This is a genomic window from Salmonella sp. SAL04202, from assembly GCF_046550775.1.
Lineage (GTDB): Bacteria > Pseudomonadota > Gammaproteobacteria > Enterobacterales > Enterobacteriaceae > Salmonella > Salmonella enterica.
The window spans coordinates 475,449-492,414 of record NZ_JBGDXK010000003.1 but is presented as its reverse complement, the minus strand read 5'-3'; the positions used below and the strand labels follow the sequence as shown (position 1 = coordinate 492,414).

14 protein-coding genes are annotated in these 16,966 nt (G+C 53.7%); 1 reads left to right on the top strand and 13 read right to left on the bottom strand.

Translation table 11 applies throughout. The features are described 5' to 3' along the window. Positions 1–38: 38 nt before the first annotated feature. Both erpA and clcA read right to left on the bottom strand, forming a co-directional pair. Positions 39–383: an iron-sulfur cluster insertion protein ErpA gene (gene erpA / locus ACLJQJ_RS16055; protein ID WP_001278668.1), complete on the bottom strand. Its 345-nt coding sequence runs from the start codon at positions 381–383 to the stop codon at positions 39–41. Positions 384–464: 81 nt separating this feature from the next. Beyond that, positions 465–1,886, bottom strand: coding sequence for a H(+)/Cl(-) exchange transporter ClcA (clcA, locus tag ACLJQJ_RS16050; RefSeq protein WP_000845436.1), 1,422 nt, complete (start codon positions 1,884–1,886; stop codon positions 465–467). A gap of 169 nt (positions 1,887–2,055) precedes the next feature. Between clcA and hemL the strand changes: the two genes are divergently transcribed. Continuing rightward, positions 2,056–3,336: a glutamate-1-semialdehyde 2,1-aminomutase gene (gene hemL / locus ACLJQJ_RS16045; protein ID WP_063809425.1), complete on the top strand. Its 1,281-nt coding sequence runs from the start codon at positions 2,056–2,058 to the stop codon at positions 3,334–3,336. A gap of 98 nt (positions 3,337–3,434) precedes the next feature. Here the strand turns inward: hemL and stfH are convergent, their stop codons facing one another. The 11 genes from stfH to fhuA all read right to left on the bottom strand — a co-directional run bounded on the left by stfH (position 3,435) and on the right by fhuA (position 16,800). Continuing rightward, positions 3,435–4,274: a fimbrial adhesin StfH gene (gene stfH / locus ACLJQJ_RS16040; protein WP_063809426.1), complete on the bottom strand. Its 840-nt coding sequence runs from the start codon at positions 4,272–4,274 to the stop codon at positions 3,435–3,437. Then, complete coding sequence (locus ACLJQJ_RS16035; protein ID WP_063809427.1) at positions 4,274–4,804, bottom strand: fimbrial protein; 531 nt, start codon at positions 4,802–4,804, stop codon at positions 4,274–4,276. Before ACLJQJ_RS16035 ends, stfH begins: the two co-directional genes overlap by 1 nt. Beyond that, complete coding sequence (stfF, locus tag ACLJQJ_RS16030) at positions 4,804–5,280, bottom strand: fimbrial minor subunit StfF (RefSeq protein WP_063809428.1); 477 nt, start codon at positions 5,278–5,280, stop codon at positions 4,804–4,806. The genes ACLJQJ_RS16035 and stfF overlap by 1 nt, the downstream gene beginning before the upstream one ends. Next, positions 5,277–5,789 (bottom strand): fimbrial protein, encoded by a 513-nt coding sequence (locus tag ACLJQJ_RS16025; RefSeq protein ID WP_001647824.1) that lies wholly within the window; start codon positions 5,787–5,789, stop codon positions 5,277–5,279. Before ACLJQJ_RS16025 ends, stfF begins: the two co-directional genes overlap by 4 nt. 18 nt (positions 5,790–5,807) lie before the next feature. Continuing rightward, positions 5,808–6,560, bottom strand: coding sequence for a fimbrial chaperone StfD (stfD, locus tag ACLJQJ_RS16020; protein ID WP_031605878.1), 753 nt, complete (start codon positions 6,558–6,560; stop codon positions 5,808–5,810). A gap of 17 nt (positions 6,561–6,577) precedes the next feature. Further along, positions 6,578–9,235: a fimbrial biogenesis outer membrane usher protein gene (locus ACLJQJ_RS16015; protein ID WP_063809429.1), complete on the bottom strand. Its 2,658-nt coding sequence runs from the start codon at positions 9,233–9,235 to the stop codon at positions 6,578–6,580. A gap of 85 nt (positions 9,236–9,320) precedes the next feature. Further along, positions 9,321–9,881, bottom strand: coding sequence for a fimbrial major subunit StfA (gene stfA, locus ACLJQJ_RS16010; protein ID WP_001090554.1), 561 nt, complete (start codon positions 9,879–9,881; stop codon positions 9,321–9,323). Positions 9,882–10,820: 939 nt separating this feature from the next. Next, positions 10,821–12,860 (bottom strand): Fe(3+)-hydroxamate ABC transporter permease FhuB, encoded by a 2,040-nt coding sequence (gene fhuB, locus ACLJQJ_RS16005; RefSeq protein WP_108679510.1) that lies wholly within the window; start codon positions 12,858–12,860, stop codon positions 10,821–10,823. 14 nt (positions 12,861–12,874) lie between these two features. Beyond that, entirely contained in the window at positions 12,875–13,765 is an 891-nt protein-coding gene (gene fhuD / locus ACLJQJ_RS16000; protein ID WP_001205359.1) for a Fe(3+)-hydroxamate ABC transporter substrate-binding protein FhuD, read from the bottom strand. Next, positions 13,765–14,562: a Fe3+-hydroxamate ABC transporter ATP-binding protein FhuC gene (gene fhuC / locus ACLJQJ_RS15995; RefSeq protein ID WP_063809431.1), complete on the bottom strand. Its 798-nt coding sequence runs from the start codon at positions 14,560–14,562 to the stop codon at positions 13,765–13,767. Before fhuC ends, fhuD begins: the two co-directional genes overlap by 1 nt. Positions 14,563–14,610: 48 nt before the next feature. After that, the gene (gene fhuA / locus ACLJQJ_RS15990; protein WP_063809432.1) at positions 14,611–16,800 is read right to left on the bottom strand and encodes a ferrichrome porin FhuA; all 2,190 of its coding nucleotides are present in this window, start codon (positions 16,798–16,800) and stop codon (positions 14,611–14,613) included. Between the last annotated feature and the right edge of the window lie 166 nt (positions 16,801–16,966).

The window sequence follows — 16,966 nt, the reverse complement described above, 5'->3', positions numbered from 1 at the left end:
AAGACGCTCACGTCGCCATCCGGCACAACGAACAGCAATCAAATGCTGAAGGAAGAGCCACACCCGCAGGTACTTTTCGCATTCGGGTTGGTTACAATGAAGCGGGAACCTTCCAGGCCTTCGGTATAATCGACCGAACCACCCACCAGATACTGCAAACTCATCGGGTCAACCACCAGGCCAACGCCCTGTTTTTCGATGGTCATATCCCCTTCGTTAACCTGATCGTCAAAGGTAAAACCATACTGGAAGCCGCTGCAACCACCGCCGGTGATATACACGCGCAATTTCAGATTCGGGTTATCTTCGTCAGCGATAAGACTTTTTACTTTATTCGCTGCTGCGTCGGTAAACTGCAGCGGCAGCGCTACGTCATCACTCATATTTTGCTCCAAACGACATCGGTAATTGGATAAATTTTCACCCAATATTGGCAGTCATTATCTAATACCCTGGTAATTCGTTCAAGTATTCTCGCCCGCAGGCGCATTCTGGTTTTTCGCCGCCTGTTCCGCATCCTGCTTCGCCAGAGTGCGCGCCAGGATGGTTGAGTATAACGGTTTCCCGCCCAAAAACTGGGCTAATAGTGTCGCGCCAAGACAGGTGATAATCATTGGCAAAATGAGCTGGTAGTTATCGGTCATCTCCAGCACCAGCACAATCCCCGTCAGCGGGGCGCGCACCGACGCCGCCATCAGCGCCCCCATCCCGGCAATCGCAAAGGTACCGGCCTCCAGGTGATACTGCGGGAAAAGCACTGCCGCCGCCATACCGAAGGCCGTACCAAGCAGCGTTCCCAGCGCCAGCATCGGGGCGAAAATGCCCCCCGGCGCGCCGGAAGAAAAGCAAAGCAGCGTCGTGACCACCCGGGCAATAAAGATGAACAGCAGTAGCCCGACGCTAAAATTACCTGCCGCGGCGATAGGAATAAGGTTAAATCCGCCGCCTGCCGCTTCCGGCTCAATCAACCCCAGAATACCGCACAGGCCGCCGATCGCGCCGCCCATAAGCACCCATTTTTTAATTTCGCCGCCATGAAAGCGCTGAAACATATCCTGGGTACGCAGCACCAACGAATTAAATACCGGCCCGACGCAGCCAAAAATAATGCCGAGGATAAGGTATAACCACAGTGTGTTAACCGGCGCATCAGACAGTTTGCCGACTTCAATAATCGGCGCTTCGCCGTTAAATATGCGGAACACAATGCTCGACATGATGACGCCGGTAAACACCGCTTTAATCGAAATCAGGTTGTAGCGAAACTGCGGGCGCATCTCTTCAATAATGAACAGGATACCCGCCAGCGGCGCGTTAAACGCCGCAGAGAGCCCCGCCGCCGCGCCGGTCGCCAGCAACGTATGCCGCGCTTCGGCGCTGCGCATACGAAAAACATCCAGCACCATGCGCCCCAGGTTGCCCCCGATTTGCACCGTTGGCCCTTCGCGCCCTAATACCATTCCTGCGCCCAACGTTCCCATCCCGCCGATAAACTTCACCGGCAACACGCGCCACCAGCGCACCGGACGTAACTCCTCCAGCGCGCCTTCAATTTCCGGGATACCCGAGCCGCCGGCTTCCGGCGCAAATTTTCGCACCAAAAAGTAGCCGACCATCGCCAGTAACGCCGAAAGGATAAAGGCCAGCGGCCAAAGCAAAAACGCATGGTCCGCGACCTGAACCAGCGCGCCAATGCGCATGTTTTGTACCCAGGAAACCGCCTTTTCAAAGGCGACGCCAACCAGTCCGGTAAGCGTGCCGACAACGGCCGCCATTAACAGGATGGCCAGCGGCGTTTTATCCCGCTGCATTAACCGGCGAATCTGATCTCTGCGCCGTAAACGCACAATTTGCTGAGCTAAAAAGGTGGAAGTGTCTGTTTTCATCAGAAGATCATTAATTGGTAATACAAATCTAAAGTCGGCATTCTACTCGCCAACGCCGCGAAAATCCCCTGCAAATCGTATTGTTTCAAATGCGTAAAACTTTCATAACCTTCTCTGAATAACTTAGAATAGCGGGTATTCACTTTTTCTACGAACCAGGAATCTTTCCATGAGTAAGTCTGAAAATCTCTATAGCGCGGCCCGCGAGCTGATCCCCGGCGGCGTGAACTCCCCTGTTCGCGCCTTCACTGGCGTGGGCGGCACCCCGCTGTTTATCGAAAAAGCGGACGGCGCGTATCTGTACGATGTCGATGGCAAAGCATATATCGACTATGTCGGTTCCTGGGGACCAATGGTACTGGGGCATAACCATCCGGCTATCCGCAATGCGGTGATCGAAGCTGCGGAGCGCGGTTTAAGCTTCGGCGCGCCAACCGAAATGGAAGTAAAAATGGCGGAACTGGTCACCAACCTGGTGCCGACCATGGACATGGTGCGCATGGTGAACTCCGGCACCGAAGCGACCATGAGCGCGATTCGCCTGGCGCGTGGTTTTACTGGCCGCGATAAGATTATCAAATTCGAAGGCTGCTACCACGGCCACGCAGACTGCCTGCTGGTCAAAGCCGGTTCTGGCGCGCTGACGCTTGGTCAGCCGAACTCGCCGGGCGTGCCGGCAGATTTCGCGAAACATACGCTGACCTGCACTTATAACAATCTGGCGTCAGTGCGCGCGGCGTTTGAACAATATCCGCAGGAAATCGCCTGTATCATCGTCGAACCCGTAGCGGGCAATATGAACTGCGTCCCGCCGCTGCCGGAATTCCTGCCCGGCCTGCGCGCCTTGTGCGATGAGTTCGGCGCGCTGCTGATTATCGACGAAGTGATGACCGGTTTTCGCGTAGCGCTGGCCGGAGCCCAGGATTACTACGGCGTCGTGCCTGACCTGACCTGTCTGGGTAAAATCATCGGCGGCGGGATGCCGGTAGGCGCGTTTGGCGGTCGTCGCGATGTAATGGATGCGCTGGCGCCGACGGGCCCGGTTTACCAGGCGGGCACCCTTTCCGGCAACCCGATTGCGATGGCGGCCGGTTTCGCCTGCCTGAATGAAGTCGCCCAGCCCGGCATTCATGAAACGCTGGATGAGCTCACCACCCGTCTGGCGGAAGGTTTGCTGGAAGCTGCCGAAGAAGCGAATATTCCGCTGGTGGTTAACCATGTCGGCGGCATGTTCGGGATTTTCTTCACCGACGCTGAGAGCGTAACCTGCTATCAGGACGTGATGGCGTGCGACGTGGAACGCTTTAAGCGTTTCTTCCACCTGATGCTGGAGGAAGGCGTATATCTGGCGCCGTCCGCGTTCGAAGCAGGCTTTATGTCCGTGGCGCACAGTGAAGAAGATATCAATAACACCATCGACGCCGCGCGTCGGGTGTTTGCGAAACTGTAAAAGAGAACGTCCAGAAACAACGTAGGCCGGGTAAGGCGAAGCCGCCACCCGGCTTTTTTTTGGTTCATCGCAGGTTAGCCTGAACCGCACCAGACAACCTAAAGCTCATCAATAATATACTGAAAGCTACAGGTCGACGTGAACTGCCCGGAGCCAATGTTGCTGGTGTTCACCGCCACATTAATGTCATGAAGTTCAACATCGGTTATCGGATGATCAACGGCGCTGGTCGTGACGCTCGACTGGTCGCAGCCCAGCACATTGAGCGTAATACCCGATGAGACAAAACGGCAATAAGCGCCACGGTCGTCAAATTTGCTGCCATCGCAAAGTTTCCCCCCCTCCATCAAATAGGTATGTAACGTGCGATTCACCGTGCCACCGGTGGCATCAAGCATGAGGGTTGTTTTCTGTTTCGAAACGTTCGCATCCCAGGAGATATCAAAGGTATCAACGGGAACTTTCGGGCAAACCGAGCTACGCGTATCCGGCGGAGAATACGTTTCGTTAGTGATAAAAGCGGTAGCAACGATATGGCTCGACGCCAGCCAGGGGCAACCATAATCATCGCTTTGTACCGTAATCTCCAGGGTAAAAGAACCACACCCCCTCCAGTTCGAGGGAAGATTCTTGCACGCAGATCGCGAAACAGTGTTATCAAAATCCTTCAATACAACCTTCGGCGCAGGTTCTGGCCCAGACCAGGAGTTGGCGGGTAGCGTATCACCTTTACGATGTCCCCCCAGGTTCCAGGAGCCATAGTACACTCCCTCCGGAGTCGCTATCGTCACCTCCACCACAATAGATTTGTCGCTATTAGGGCCAATACCATAATACATCGTGGTACTTGGAAACGTCGCTTTCAGCATGGGTTTAGCCACTACCGAACTACAATAAACGGCAACCAACAACAAAAATAAAATCCGTATGCTTCTCATCATAAATACTCAAAGGTAACTAGTGCGCTTGCGAAGAACGTTCCCGGAACCAGGTCCTCGCCAGGAAGGCGTTGTACCCAGGCATTCAGGTTTAGCGCGTTATTCCCCGTCACCAGCGTAAATACCGCACCGCTTTCGTTATTAATGCCCACGGGAACGCCGGATAGCGTTTCAATACCAATCCCGATCCCAAAAGCACCTGAATGGCTATCGATGGCCAGGATACCGCGCATTCCGGTCGCTTCGGTTCCAGTGAACGTCACCTGCACCCCGTTACTCAGCGCCGAATCGCAATCCGTTAGTTCAAACACCAAAGGCTTACGAGCAGACTGGCCGTCGGGAGTGAAATCAGAACTGTCAAGCGACGAAAAATCGACTTCGGCAATCCCCGTCCCCTGCATCGTGAGCGTGCAAGGACTGGCCACCAGGCTACCGGAAAAATGCAGGTTATCTGCCGCTGAGACCGGCAATATCAGCGCCCCACAGAGGATGCAGGCCACGCCGTGTAATAACGCCTGTCTTTTAGCCATTACTGATAATCCACCTGTAATGTTGCCGTCGCATCGAAGCCGCCTTCTTTCAACGCGATGCCGCTCTTTTTAACCGGTATGGCTTTCAGAACAGGTATCGATTGTTCATTCACCGTAATGGTGGACCCCAACGTAAAGGGTTGGTCGTTCTGCCTGAGTTCAATCCCCAGTCCCGCCACGCTGGTGTTCACCGCCGCCGGATTAAAATCACTCACGGAACCGCTTAGCGTCAGGGTCATCGCCATCGCCTCATCGCGCACCGTTGAATCACAGGTGATCTCATACGGAACATTCTGCGCGTAACGCGTACCATCTATTTTATTAATCAGCAGGTTACCGAACTCAACGTCGATCGTCTGATCATTGTTAATCGTACAATTCGGCGGAGAAATTAATGTGCCGTGAAACTTAAGGTTCTCAGCCGACTGCGCGGCAAAACTGCTGCTTATTAACACTATCAAAGCCATTTTTTTCATTGGTAATCCACCACCAGCGTGGCGCCTGCGTTAAACGCGCCGCCTGTTAACGTTACGCCATTATTTTTGACGGGAATTGCCTCAATGGCCGGACCGCTGCCACCGCTGTATTGAAATGACAACCATTGCGTATTGCCGGGGGAAATCAGCGCGCCATCCGTGGCGGTTTGCAGCCGGATACCCAATCCATCGACATCGGTTTGCAATACCGACTCGCCATTGATAGTCACCGCATTCCCCTGAATCTGTAACTTCAGGTAATCGCTCACTCTGCCGTTGCAGCTCAGGCGATAGCCCACCGCCTGCCGGTAATTCACCCCATCCACTTTCGTCGTCAACACATTGCCAAATTCCACCTCACCGCCGGTCACAGTACAGGGCGGCGCGGCATTAACGACTATCGTCAGCGTCATGTTGACCGTCTTACTTTCCGCTGCCAGCGGCATACTGACCGCACTCAGCATGGCCGCACACGTTACCGTGCCCAGCCGTAACCGCCATTGCCTCATCTTGCGTCTCCTTGTCGGTTACGACTTTCTGCTTTTTGCTTCATCTACCGCACAACTGTTGTCAGTACAGTTAAAAATCAGCGGTAACCGCGCGCCATAATCGTTGACGTAAGTCAGCACAGGCGAGCGACCTAATTCACTGGCGTCCCCTCCCAGCGTCACGTTGCTTTTTGGTGCAATCACTAATGGGCTAAAGCCTCTGGCCGGTGTGCCATCTATGCGGTTGCTGGCATTGCTTAACACCACGTAGTAACCGGTCGGATTGCTCACCTGATAGCCATTGCCCTGACGCTGAAGGGTGATCTTGTATTGCCAGGGATGCTGCATATCGATTTTCGATAGCGCCTGCGGGCGGTAAAAAACTTTGATGCGCGTTTGCAGGGCGATTTGCAGCGTGTTGGGCTTGTCGCTTTGCGGCGGAATTTCGCGCACGTTGTAATAAAAAAGGGTTTCCCGATCCTGGGGGAGCGACGCCAGCGCCGGCATCCCCTGAATTTTGACCTGTCCGATTGCCGACGGCTCAATGCGCTGGACCGGTGGGACGACGATTAAAGGCGAGGTGATTTTGACGCCCTTCTCATCTTCCACCCAGGACTGCGCCAGATAGGGCAGTTTGCTGTTGGCGTTTTTCAGATCGACGCTTATCGATTTATCTTCGCCGCGAAATACCAGGCGGGTGCGATCGGGCGCGATGGCGGCCTGGGCGCTACCGTAGCCGCCCAGCAAAAGCAGCAAAACAGCGGCCAGGTTATAACGTTTTAATGGCATCATGAATGCGATTTCCTGAATCAATGTGTTGGATAACGAGAAGAGAGCGCTTCGGGTTGCGTTGAAGACGTCCGCCGCTGCGTATGAAGCTGGAGTAATGGTTTCTCTTCGGGCTGCGTTGCCTCAGGTGATGAAGCGTCGCCGATGCACGGCAGCAACAGGCCGCTAAACAGATCGCCCGGCAGCGGATCGGGCAACGCCGCTTCACACTGCGTTTTACCTTCCCATGTCACCTGCAACCGCTCGCCGGGGTTAATGCCGATCAGATAAACGCTGCCGTCTTCACCTACGATCCCTAACTGTTGCTGGCGACTGTTGTAAACCTCTGCGCCGAAGGGCGGCGTGCCGCCATCGCGCAAGCGGATACTGGCCATGGCTTTTTTACCGCTGAGCACCTCCATGCGGCGATAACCGATCGCCCCTTCCGTCAGGGTCGCCTGAGCGATGGAAAGGATTGCTTCCGCGTCTTCCGGCAACTGGGTAATGTCGATTTTCACCTGGTTGCGGTAGTAGTCGTTGACGTCGACAATGACGGCTTTACCAAACGCGTTGGTATATACCGGCGTGCTGTAGCCGGAGATGGGTACGTTCGCTTCATCACCGACATCCACCAGCAGCCGCGAGCCGCCGTTGACGCTGGTGCGGTGCAGCGCCCCGCCTTTAGCAGTCAGCGTCGCGCCGCCCTGGATGTTCAGCCCACCGGAGGTATAGTCACCTTCCTGATAGTTCGCACTGACGTCAATGTCGGCATAGCTCGCTTGATGACGGTAGTAGCCGTCGAGAGTCGCGCCGTTATCCGCGCGGCCAGCGTTGATCTGGTAGTTATTGCGATCGTCAATGCGCTCGTAATAGCCGACCTGATTGCTGTTGTTGTCATCGCTAAAGGAGCCGTTGTAGCTCAGCGTGCGGTTGTTGCCCCACGGAATACTGAGCGAGACGTACACGCCGTCATCACGCTCATTGTCATATTCGTTGCGAAAACCGTTCACCGACAGACTGATCCCGCGCACCTCGCCGACATCGAAATAGTGCGACAGCGTCAGGTTATAGCTGTCCTGGTTGGGTTGATTCCAGTAGGTGCGATGGGTGTAGTTGATATAGGCGTTGACGTTTATTGCCGAAAAGTTCTGGCTGTACGTCAGGGTATACATCTCTTTATCGTGGCCGGTACGCTGACGATCGTTATCGTCATTATGCGTATCGATAAACTCGTCCATCGTCATGTAGTTTTCTTCGGAAAAGCGATAACCAGCAAACGTCAGACGGCTGTCTATATCATCAAAATCTTTAGCGTAGCTGGCACGGAACGAGTTACCCTGAATGGTGCCGTCGCCGTAGGCGCTACCCTCTGGCAGCGTCGCACGGGAATGGGTGACATCGAGGGAAAACGCGCCCAGCAGCGCCAGATCGCGCCCCAGCCCTAACGCCAGCGCCTGATAATCCTGCTCGCCGATGGCGCCGCCGTACAGCGACCAGCCGTTAGCGATCCCCCAGGAGGCTTCGGCTGAAGTGAAAAAGCCGCCTTCCATATTGTGATCCCAGTCCTGCGGTCGCCCGGCTGCTAACTTGTAGCGCACCTGGCCGGGACGGGTCAGAAACGGAATGGAGGCGGTGCTGACGTCATATTCCTGCACCTGACCGCTTTGTTCTTCAATTTTGACGTGTAGATCGCCGGATACCGTTTCATTAATATCCTGAATGCGAAACGGCCCTGCCGGGACCTGCGACTCATAAATCACCCGCCCGCGCTGGGTCACGGTGACTTTGGCGTTGGTGCGCGCCACGCCTGATATATCCGGGGCGTAGCCGCGCAGATTAGGCGGTAACATCTGATCGTCGGTAATAAGGCTGCCGCCAACATAGTTAAAGCCGTCGAAAATATCGGATTCCAGCGATCCTTCGCCCAGCGTTAGCTGCGCCCGGAGCTGCGGGATCGCCCGCCAGGCGTAATAGCGGTTCCAGTCCCAGTTCTGTTCGGAACTGGAGCCAAAGTTGTCTTTATCTTCGCTGTCATTTTCGTGACGATAGTTAGCCTGCCAGTCCGCGCGCAAACGCCACGCGCCGAGGTTGGCGCCCACCGTGCCGTTGCCGCTGATGTCATATTCATCGCCGTCATCATGTTCAGCATGTCGCCACTGGCTGTTAACGTTGTAGTCAAATAACACGCCGGGAATCCCTTCATCCCAGCGGGAAGGTGGATCCCACTCTTCATCGCTGTATTCCAGATAGGCCTGAGGAATAATCACCGTCAGCGTTGACTGGCTTAAATCCGTTTGGGTTTCCATCCCTTCCAGTTGATCTGGTTGCAGACACTGACCGGCATTTATCCAGATCATTTTATCTGCTATTTCAGGTTTTAACCCCAGCAGCGATACCAGTTCAGGCGATAAACAGGGATATGTGTTATCAGGATCGTTATTATCAACGGAATACGTAATAATATTATCCTGGGCAATTTGACTCTGATTGACCAGCACCTGGAGATGATAGCTCCCCGGCATAATGTAGCCTTTACGGGAAAAACGGGAGAGATCCAGGCTGGCATCATCTTTAACATCAAGAAATCGGGTATTAAATTGAATGGGCGCTTCCGCGTAGCTATTTTCCGGACCGACAGCCAGAACAATACCCACCACGGCCGCAAGCGTGCTCAGACGAAATTTTTTATAGTGAGCCATCAGACAATCTATCCCTGAAATATATAATCTATTTTTTTACTTTGAGCATTATCCTGCGGCAGACTGCCGCAGGATGATATTTCACTTACAGATAGCTGATCGTGAAGTTTACGGTGCTGCTGAATTCGCCGGTATCGATAGTGGTGGCAGCGGAATCGCCTTTCACCCAGGCTTTGAAGTTAAGAGTCTGTTTCGCCGCCGCAACGCTGCCGTTCATCGTCAGGTTTTCGCTGTAAGCGTCGCCCAATTTGATCGCGGAACCCAGGTGGTTGCCGATAACAATGCTGGAACCCGCCATTTCGCCGCCGCCGATGCGCATCAGCGCAACGCTGCCCGGATTAGCGCTGGATTCGTTACCGATGGCAGAGAAAACGGTAGACGCTTCTTTCTCAGTGGTGAATGCGCAGTTTTCCAGACCGATATGGAAATCGACTTTTGAAGATTCTTTACCGCCCATCAGAGAACCGGTACCGATATGGCCCAGGTTAACGGTCTGGTGTTCGTCGCCAACCACGATTGAACACGGTGAATCTTCAATAGTACCGGTAAAAGTCACCGTACCAGTATTACTGCCCGCAGCATTGGCAAAGCTGGAAACACCCATAACCAGTGCGGCAGCAACCGCAGCTTTTACTGCTGTATTCATTTTTCATCCTTATTAAAAGTTGGTGAGTATTTTTACGCTATTCACACGGAGCTATACTCAATACCCCATGTTTATATGGGTAGATATATATTATATGACGAGTTATGAAATTCCCGATGCAACATTCAAAAGAAGCAAACAACACGTTAATAAATAACATCCCTTAGGCGCGGCAAAGTATTTTCCATTAAAAACCCAAAGACAAGTGTTTTTTATTTAAAGGATCATCAGCATTAAATAATAAATATTTTTTACCGTTCAAAAAACAAACAAAACAAGCAAGACGGGAGAGCCAAAAAAACAATAAACATGTCAAAATGAATAAAAAAAGATCAGAATTACAGTACTGAGTGTATAGCAATGATGCATAAGATTCATTTTTGGTATAAATTCCATTAAAAAAATCAAAAAATGCTAAGTTACATTTTTTTTGTTTACTCGTGGCAATTAATTTATTTTAATAGAGTTGTTTTTTATTACTTCGATAAAAAAACAATATTTTATTATCGAAGTTTTATAATGAAAACTTATTATTAAATTAAAATTGATTTACGAGATGCATTAAAGATGCGGCATCCACATCTTAATATTTAAAAAGGCTTAATACCGAAACCGGTAATTCTTATTATTGGATAGATCATGCCGCAATTTATCATCAACGTTTCGGGCCTGGATATGTTGAAATTAGTCACCCTGTTCAGGAGACAGTGGCGCGCCACTGAAATAGCACATGACTTATCGATACAGAAATAACACCTGCTTCTTGCTGAACATACAAGCAGAGTTCCCTCGATAAAACGTGACAGGACAGCTTTCGCACGCTGATAGCGTTCAGCTATTTTTAGGTCTACAAAATATTGCCACAACATATTGATATTGTGTAATTTGTAGGTCGGGTTGAGCATGGCTGCCACCCGACATAAATGTGGCACAGCTTTTTTACCGGCTCTGTTTACGTAGCAAATAGATAAAGTACGGCGCGCCAATAAAGCTTGAAAGCAGTCCCGCCGGGATCTGATACGGAAATAGCGCCATCCTGCCGCACCAGTCGGCAAAGACCAGTAAAACGCCCCCTGCCAGCGCCGAGATGACCATATGCGGCATCGTCCGGCGAAAACCGAGCATCCGCGCAATATGCGGCGCCATCAGTCCAACGAAACTCAGCGGCCCAATGGTCATCGTCGCGGTTGCCGTCAAACAAGCCGCCAGCGCCAGCAGCGCGATACGCGACGGCGTAAGCGCCATGCCCACCGCGCGCGCAGCATCGCCGCCCAGAGGCAAAATCGTTAACCAGCGGCGACACAACGGCACAATGGCCAGCAAAATTACCATCACGATCGCGGTTCGCGTAACCTGCCCGCCAGTGGCGTTATAGGTAGATCCTGCGATCCAGGTCAACACTTCCGCCATCCGCGGGTCGCCGCTCGCCTGGAGCATCATTAGCAGCATGGTAAACGCGGTGCTAAGCGCCATCCCCGCCAGCAACATCCGTTGCGGCGAGAAACCGCCGCGCCCGGCGGCTATCATAATAATCAGCAGTGTCGCCGCCGCGCCCAGGCTTCCGGCAGGTAGTAGCCAACCGAAAGCATTCCCCGGCACCAAAAACAGCATCAACACCACGCCAAACGCGGCTCCGGAACTGATCCCCAGCACTTCCGGACTGGCCATTGGATTACCGGTCAGACGCTGAATAATGCAGCCCGCCACCGCTAGCATGACGCCCGCCATTAACGCCGCCAGTATCCGCGGCCAGCGCCACGGCATCAGTTCCTCAAGCAGCGTTCCGCTCGCCCACGTCCAGCCGTGCGCGTCGCGACCAAAAGAGAGCGCGACCCATGTTGCCAGCAGCAAGAGCGCGCCACCGGCAACGGCAAAAGCGAGGACATGCCGACGCTCCGCCGCCACACGATCGCTGGCGTTCATATCCGGCGCGCTCATGCTTTTAAGCCGCGGCAGCAGCCACAGGAGCAGCGGCGCGCCGATTAACGCCGTCACTGAACCGGTGGAGACCTCCATCCATACGCGGGTGAGCCAAAGGATAATCTGATCGGATAGCCACAAAATAAGCGCCCCAATGAGCGGCGCCAGCATCAGGCGCGCCAGCAGACGTCTTGCGCCAAGCATTTTCGCCAGCAGCGGCGCAAACAGGCCGATAAAACCGATAATGCCCACCGCGTTGACCAGCAGCGCGCTCAACACAATCGCCAGCGACAGCGCCGCCAGACGCGCTAACGACAGCGCCAGACCCAGATTACGCGCAACGCCGTCATCCAGCCCCATCAGCGTCATCGGGCGTAACAACAATAATGTGAGCATCACACCGCCCAGCAACTGCGGCCACAGACGCTGCACGCCGCTCCAGTCGGTTTGCGTCAGCGTTCCGGTGCTCCATAAAAACATGCTTTGCAACTGATCGTGGTGGAAAATCACCAGTAACTGGTTGATTGCGCCACAATAGAGGCTAACCACCAGCCCGGCGAGGATTAGGGTTACCGGCGACAGGCGTTTGCCCCACGCCACGCCGAACACCAGCGCGCCGACAATGCAGGCTCCCGTCAGGGCGGCAAACTGCGTGGCCAGCGCGCCGGGAATCGCCCAAAGCGTAGTCACCGTGATCCCCAATTGCGCGCCGGTCGCCACACCCAGCGTGGTCGGTTCCGCCAGCGGGTTACGTAATACTTGCTGGAACAGGACGCCTACCAGCCCAAGTCCCGCGCCCACCAGTAGCGAAATCGCCAGTCTTGGCAGCAGGCTGTAATGAAAAATCATCTGCTCAATGATGTCGATATCCGGTGACCAGATAGCCTGTTGCCACTGGCTGCGCGGTAGCGCAACAGAGAAGTTAACCCATGTCAGCCAGCAGGCGGCAACAAACAGCGCCAATAACAGCAACGCCGGATGGCGGCTTCGCCTTATCCGGCCTACAAAGCGCCCGAACCGTAGGTCGGATAAGGCGTTTTTCGCGCCGCCATCCGGCATTTCACGTTTTCTGCTCACGCTTTGCCTCCCAACACGTTATTCAGGATGCGGACAAAATGCATCGTGGAGAGGGTCGCGCCATAGAACCAAACGGCGGGCACCCGATGAAAACGCCCGGCGCGGACAAACGGCATGGCCTGCCACAGCGGCGTTGCCATCAGCGCGTTCATATCGGTGCTATTCCCGTGATCGAAGCAGATCACATCCGCTTCTTTATACATCGCCAGCCGATCGATGCTGACCGCCGTACTGCCCCAAAAGTTGGTTTCACCCTGCCAGGCATTGACGATGCCATACTCGTCCAGCACCTCCTGGAACAGGCAATTCGGGCCGAGCACCAGCATATGCCGCGGATCGATAAGCGTCGTCATCAGTAACGGACGCCCCCCGCGGCGGATAAAATGCGGCTTCTGGCTGGCGATGAAGCGATCGTATTGCGCCAGATGTTTTTCTGCCGCAGCTTCCAGATTCAGCGTCTGCGCCAGTTCAACCAGCGAGCGTCGGGCTACCGCCAGCGGCTTTTTGCCGTCGCTAAAATCGAACCCGCGCCCCGGCGCGATCCGCGCCAGTTTTTCCGGCGAGGGACCGTAACCTGCCGACCAGACCATAAACGACGGCTTCATCTCCGTCAGTAGTTCGAGATTGGGTTCAGTGCGAAGACCCACATCAATCACCGAATCCGGCAACGGCGGTTCGCTAACCCACAGCTTATAATTTGGCACGTCCGCCACGCCATAAGGCGTAATACCGAGCGCCAGCAGCAGCTCAACCGGCAGCCACTCCAGCGCCACAATCCGGCGGGGATCGATAGCGGCAGCCTGCGCCGTATTCATTTGCCACAGCAGCGGCGAGAGCGCCATCGCCGTTAATAAACGGCGGCGAGTCAGAGGATATAAATCACGCATTAATACACAAAACTCACAGGTGCCGCTCCCGCCGGATGCGGAAGGATACCCATCGGGATGCCGTAAATCTGTTCCAGCGTTTCACTGCGCATCAGTTCCGCAGGCGTTCCTTGCGCAATCATTTCACCGCCGCGTAGCGCGACTAAATAATCACAGTAGCGGGCCGCCATGTTGATATCGTGCAGCACCGCAACCACCGTCAGCCCACGCTGCTGGCTTAAGCGATGCACCAGCGCCAGCACGTCAACCTGATGGGCGATATCCAGCGCTGACGTCGGCTCATCCAGCAGCAGACAACGGCTGTCCTGCGCGACCAGCATGGCAATCCACGCGCGCTGGCGCTCGCCGCCGGAAAGGCTGTCTACCAGACGATGCGCCAGCGGTTTTAAGCCGACCAGCGTAATCGCCTCGTCTACTTTTTCCCGGTCCGCGACGCCAAAGCGTCCCAACGCGCCGTGCCACGGATAGCGGCCAATCGCCACCAGTTCGCGCACCGTCATTCCTTCCGCCTGCGGCAATTGTTGAGGCAGATAGGCAACTTTTCGGGCAAACGCCTTGCTGCTCCAGCTCGCCAGCGGCTGATTGTCGAGCAGAATATCCCCTTCGGAAGGCAGCTGATGGCGGCCCAGCATTTTTAACAGCGTGGATTTACCGGAACCATTATGGCCAATAAGTCCGGTGACTCGACCTGCGGGAAACGTTAACGAGAGGGGGTGTAAAAGCGTGCGGCCCGGCACACGAAAGGCGACGCTTCGCAGCGCAAAGGTGGTATCGGAATGAATGTGGTTTTCCTGCATCGCAGCCAACTTGTAAAACGGGCACGGCAAGCCGTGCCCAAAGAGAAATTAGAAACGGAAGGTTGCCGTTGCAACGACCTGACGTTCTGCGCCCCAGAAACAGCCGTAGGTCTGGAAGCAGCTGGCGACGTATTCGCGGTCGAGCAGATTATTAACGTTAACCGCAATGCTGGAGCCCGCCATACCAAAACGCGCCAAATCGTACTTGACGACCGCATCCATCACCGCTGCGCTGCCTACCTTGAAGCTATTGGCCGGATCGCCGTAACTGGAACCAATAAAACGACCGCCTGTTCCCAGCGTTAAACCTGACAACGGACCATCGTTGAAGGTGTAATCGCCCCACAACGACGCCATGTGTTCAGGCACCTGCTCTGGCGTATTCCCTTTCAGGTTAGTGTCTTTCGTGTATTCAGCATCAGTATAAGTGTAAGACGCCGTCATATTGATATTAGCCGTCAATGCTGCTTTGGCTTCCAGCTCTACACCTCGCGCACGAATTTCGCCTGCCGGCACCTGCGCTAATGGGTTGGTTGGATCGGCGGTCAGGTTATTGGTTTTGGTCAGCTGATAAACGGCACCCGTAACAACAACCGGCATGTCTTTCGGTACATATTTCACCCCTGCTTCATATTGCTCGCCTTTTGACGGCTTGTAAGAAACGCGTGGGGTGCTCCACAAATCGAAGGCGCTTGGCTCGAAAGATTGGCTATAGCTGAAGTAAGGTGAAATTCCATTATCGAATACGTAGTTTACGCCACCGCGCCAGGTGAACTGGTGGTCATTACGTTCAATATATCCTTCTGTCGGCGTAGTGGAATTCTGACGCACCGTTGTCGCTTGTTTAGACCAGTCATAACGGCCGCCGAGAGTAAATACCCACTTATTCCATTCCGCCTGATCCTGAACATAAAGGCCTGTTTGTTTACTTTCGTTCATCTGGTACGGCTCAGCGCCGCCGAAAGCAAAGTATTCAGGATGGTAATTGTTATAGAGATCGATTGACGGCGCGCTACCAAACGTCGCGTTAATATCATTACGCATACGCATGAAATCGACACCCGTCAGCAACGTATGATCAATATCGCCGGTTGCGAATTTACTTTCCAGTTGTGTATCTACGCTGAAATTCTGTAAACGCTCGTTGTCAACGATAGTACCGCGGTTAAGCGTATGGCCGTCCGCCGCAATCCCCGTGCCATAGACGCTTTTTTGCGCGGTTTTCATTTCGACAAAACGTAAATTCTGGCGCACGGTAAAAGTGTCGTTGAAGCCATGCTCGAAACTGTATCCCACCATTTTCTCGTTACGAGAATAGGTGTTGTTTGACGCCCCTTCGTTGAAATCCGTTGGCAGACGTTTACCATTCGGTAACGGTTCAACCGTTCCCTCTTTCGGCAGCCAGCCGTAGTAGCCGGTCTCTGGTTCGTTCTGGAAATAAGAAAGGAACGTAAAATTCGTTTTCTCATCAGGACGCCAGGTAAAAGAGGGCGCAATCGCATAGCGCTGCGACTCAGAACTCTTTTGCTGCTCATTTGTCGAACGCGCCAGCCCTGTCAGACGATATGAGAACTCACCGTTGTCATCCAGGGAATCACTAAAATCAAAACCGGTCTGGAACAAATTGTCCGTCCCCATTTTGAATTGAATTTCTTTCAGCGGCTCAGTAGTCGGCCGCTTGCTAACCATCGAAATGATACCGCCCGGGTTGCTCTTACCGTAGAGAACGGACGTTGGGCCACGCATCAACTCAACACGCTCAAGCATGTAGGGATCAATAACCGCATCGTTGTAGAAGTTACCCTGCAATTTCAGGCCATCCAGATAGTTATTCTGGCTCAGGCCGACGGAAGAGAAGCCACGGATAATCACGAAGTCATAGGTATTGGAAGCGCCGCGACTGCTTACCGTTACGCCCGGCGTGTAACCCAACGCTTCTTTTACTGACTGGAATTGATGCATCTGCATCTCTTCGTTAGTGACCACCGAAACCGACTGTGGCGTTTTTTCGATAGGTGTATCAGTTTTGGTGGTAGTGGCGGAACGCTTCGCGGCGATGGTTGCCGCCGGTCCCCAGGCACTTTCCTGCGCGGCAGGCGCTGCGGTTACGGTAATGGTTTCTTCTTTCGGTTGAACCGCCGCCTGTGCATAGACAGACATGCCGCTAACCGCTGTGGCTACTACAACTGCGATTTTACGCAGTGAGGAGTTTGGCTGAGCAGTTTTAAGACGCGCCATTGGTATATCTCTGATGAAAGTGAATGATAACGTAAACGATAATTATTATTATAACCGCAGCATGATAGGCGAAATATCGTCGCAATGGCAAGCGATACGCGGCCCTACGAAAACTAAGGGGTTAAGAAATAACCAGATGAAAAGGAAGGGTTAATAAATTAGACTG

What these genes read in the sequence shown, in the direction of transcription:
- erpA (WP_001278668.1), bottom strand. Translation starts at nt 383, where the DNA reads ATGAGTGATGACGTAGCGCTGCCGCTGCAGTTTACCGACGCAGCAGCG.
- clcA (WP_000845436.1), bottom strand. Translation starts at nt 1,886, where the DNA reads ATGAAAACAGACACTTCCACCTTTTTAGCTCAGCAAATTGTGCGTTTA.
- hemL (WP_063809425.1), top strand. Translation starts at nt 2,056, where the DNA reads ATGAGTAAGTCTGAAAATCTCTATAGCGCGGCCCGCGAGCTGATCCCC.
- stfH (WP_063809426.1), bottom strand. Translation starts at nt 4,274, where the DNA reads ATGAGAAGCATACGGATTTTATTTTTGTTGTTGGTTGCCGTTTATTGT.
- ACLJQJ_RS16035 (WP_063809427.1), bottom strand. Translation starts at nt 4,804, where the DNA reads ATGGCTAAAAGACAGGCGTTATTACACGGCGTGGCCTGCATCCTCTGT.
- stfF (WP_063809428.1), bottom strand. Translation starts at nt 5,280, where the DNA reads ATGAAAAAAATGGCTTTGATAGTGTTAATAAGCAGCAGTTTTGCCGCG.
- ACLJQJ_RS16025 (WP_001647824.1), bottom strand. Translation starts at nt 5,789, where the DNA reads ATGAGGCAATGGCGGTTACGGCTGGGCACGGTAACGTGTGCGGCCATG.
- stfD (WP_031605878.1), bottom strand. Translation starts at nt 6,560, where the DNA reads ATGATGCCATTAAAACGTTATAACCTGGCCGCTGTTTTGCTGCTTTTG.
- ACLJQJ_RS16015 (WP_063809429.1), bottom strand. Translation starts at nt 9,235, where the DNA reads ATGGCTCACTATAAAAAATTTCGTCTGAGCACGCTTGCGGCCGTGGTG.
- stfA (WP_001090554.1), bottom strand. Translation starts at nt 9,881, where the DNA reads ATGAATACAGCAGTAAAAGCTGCGGTTGCTGCCGCACTGGTTATGGGT.
- fhuB (WP_108679510.1), bottom strand. Translation starts at nt 12,860, where the DNA reads ATGCCGGATGGCGGCGCGAAAAACGCCTTATCCGACCTACGGTTCGGG.
- fhuD (WP_001205359.1), bottom strand. Translation starts at nt 13,765, where the DNA reads ATGCGTGATTTATATCCTCTGACTCGCCGCCGTTTATTAACGGCGATG.
- fhuC (WP_063809431.1), bottom strand. Translation starts at nt 14,562, where the DNA reads ATGCAGGAAAACCACATTCATTCCGATACCACCTTTGCGCTGCGAAGC.
- fhuA (WP_063809432.1), bottom strand. Translation starts at nt 16,800, where the DNA reads ATGGCGCGTCTTAAAACTGCTCAGCCAAACTCCTCACTGCGTAAAATC.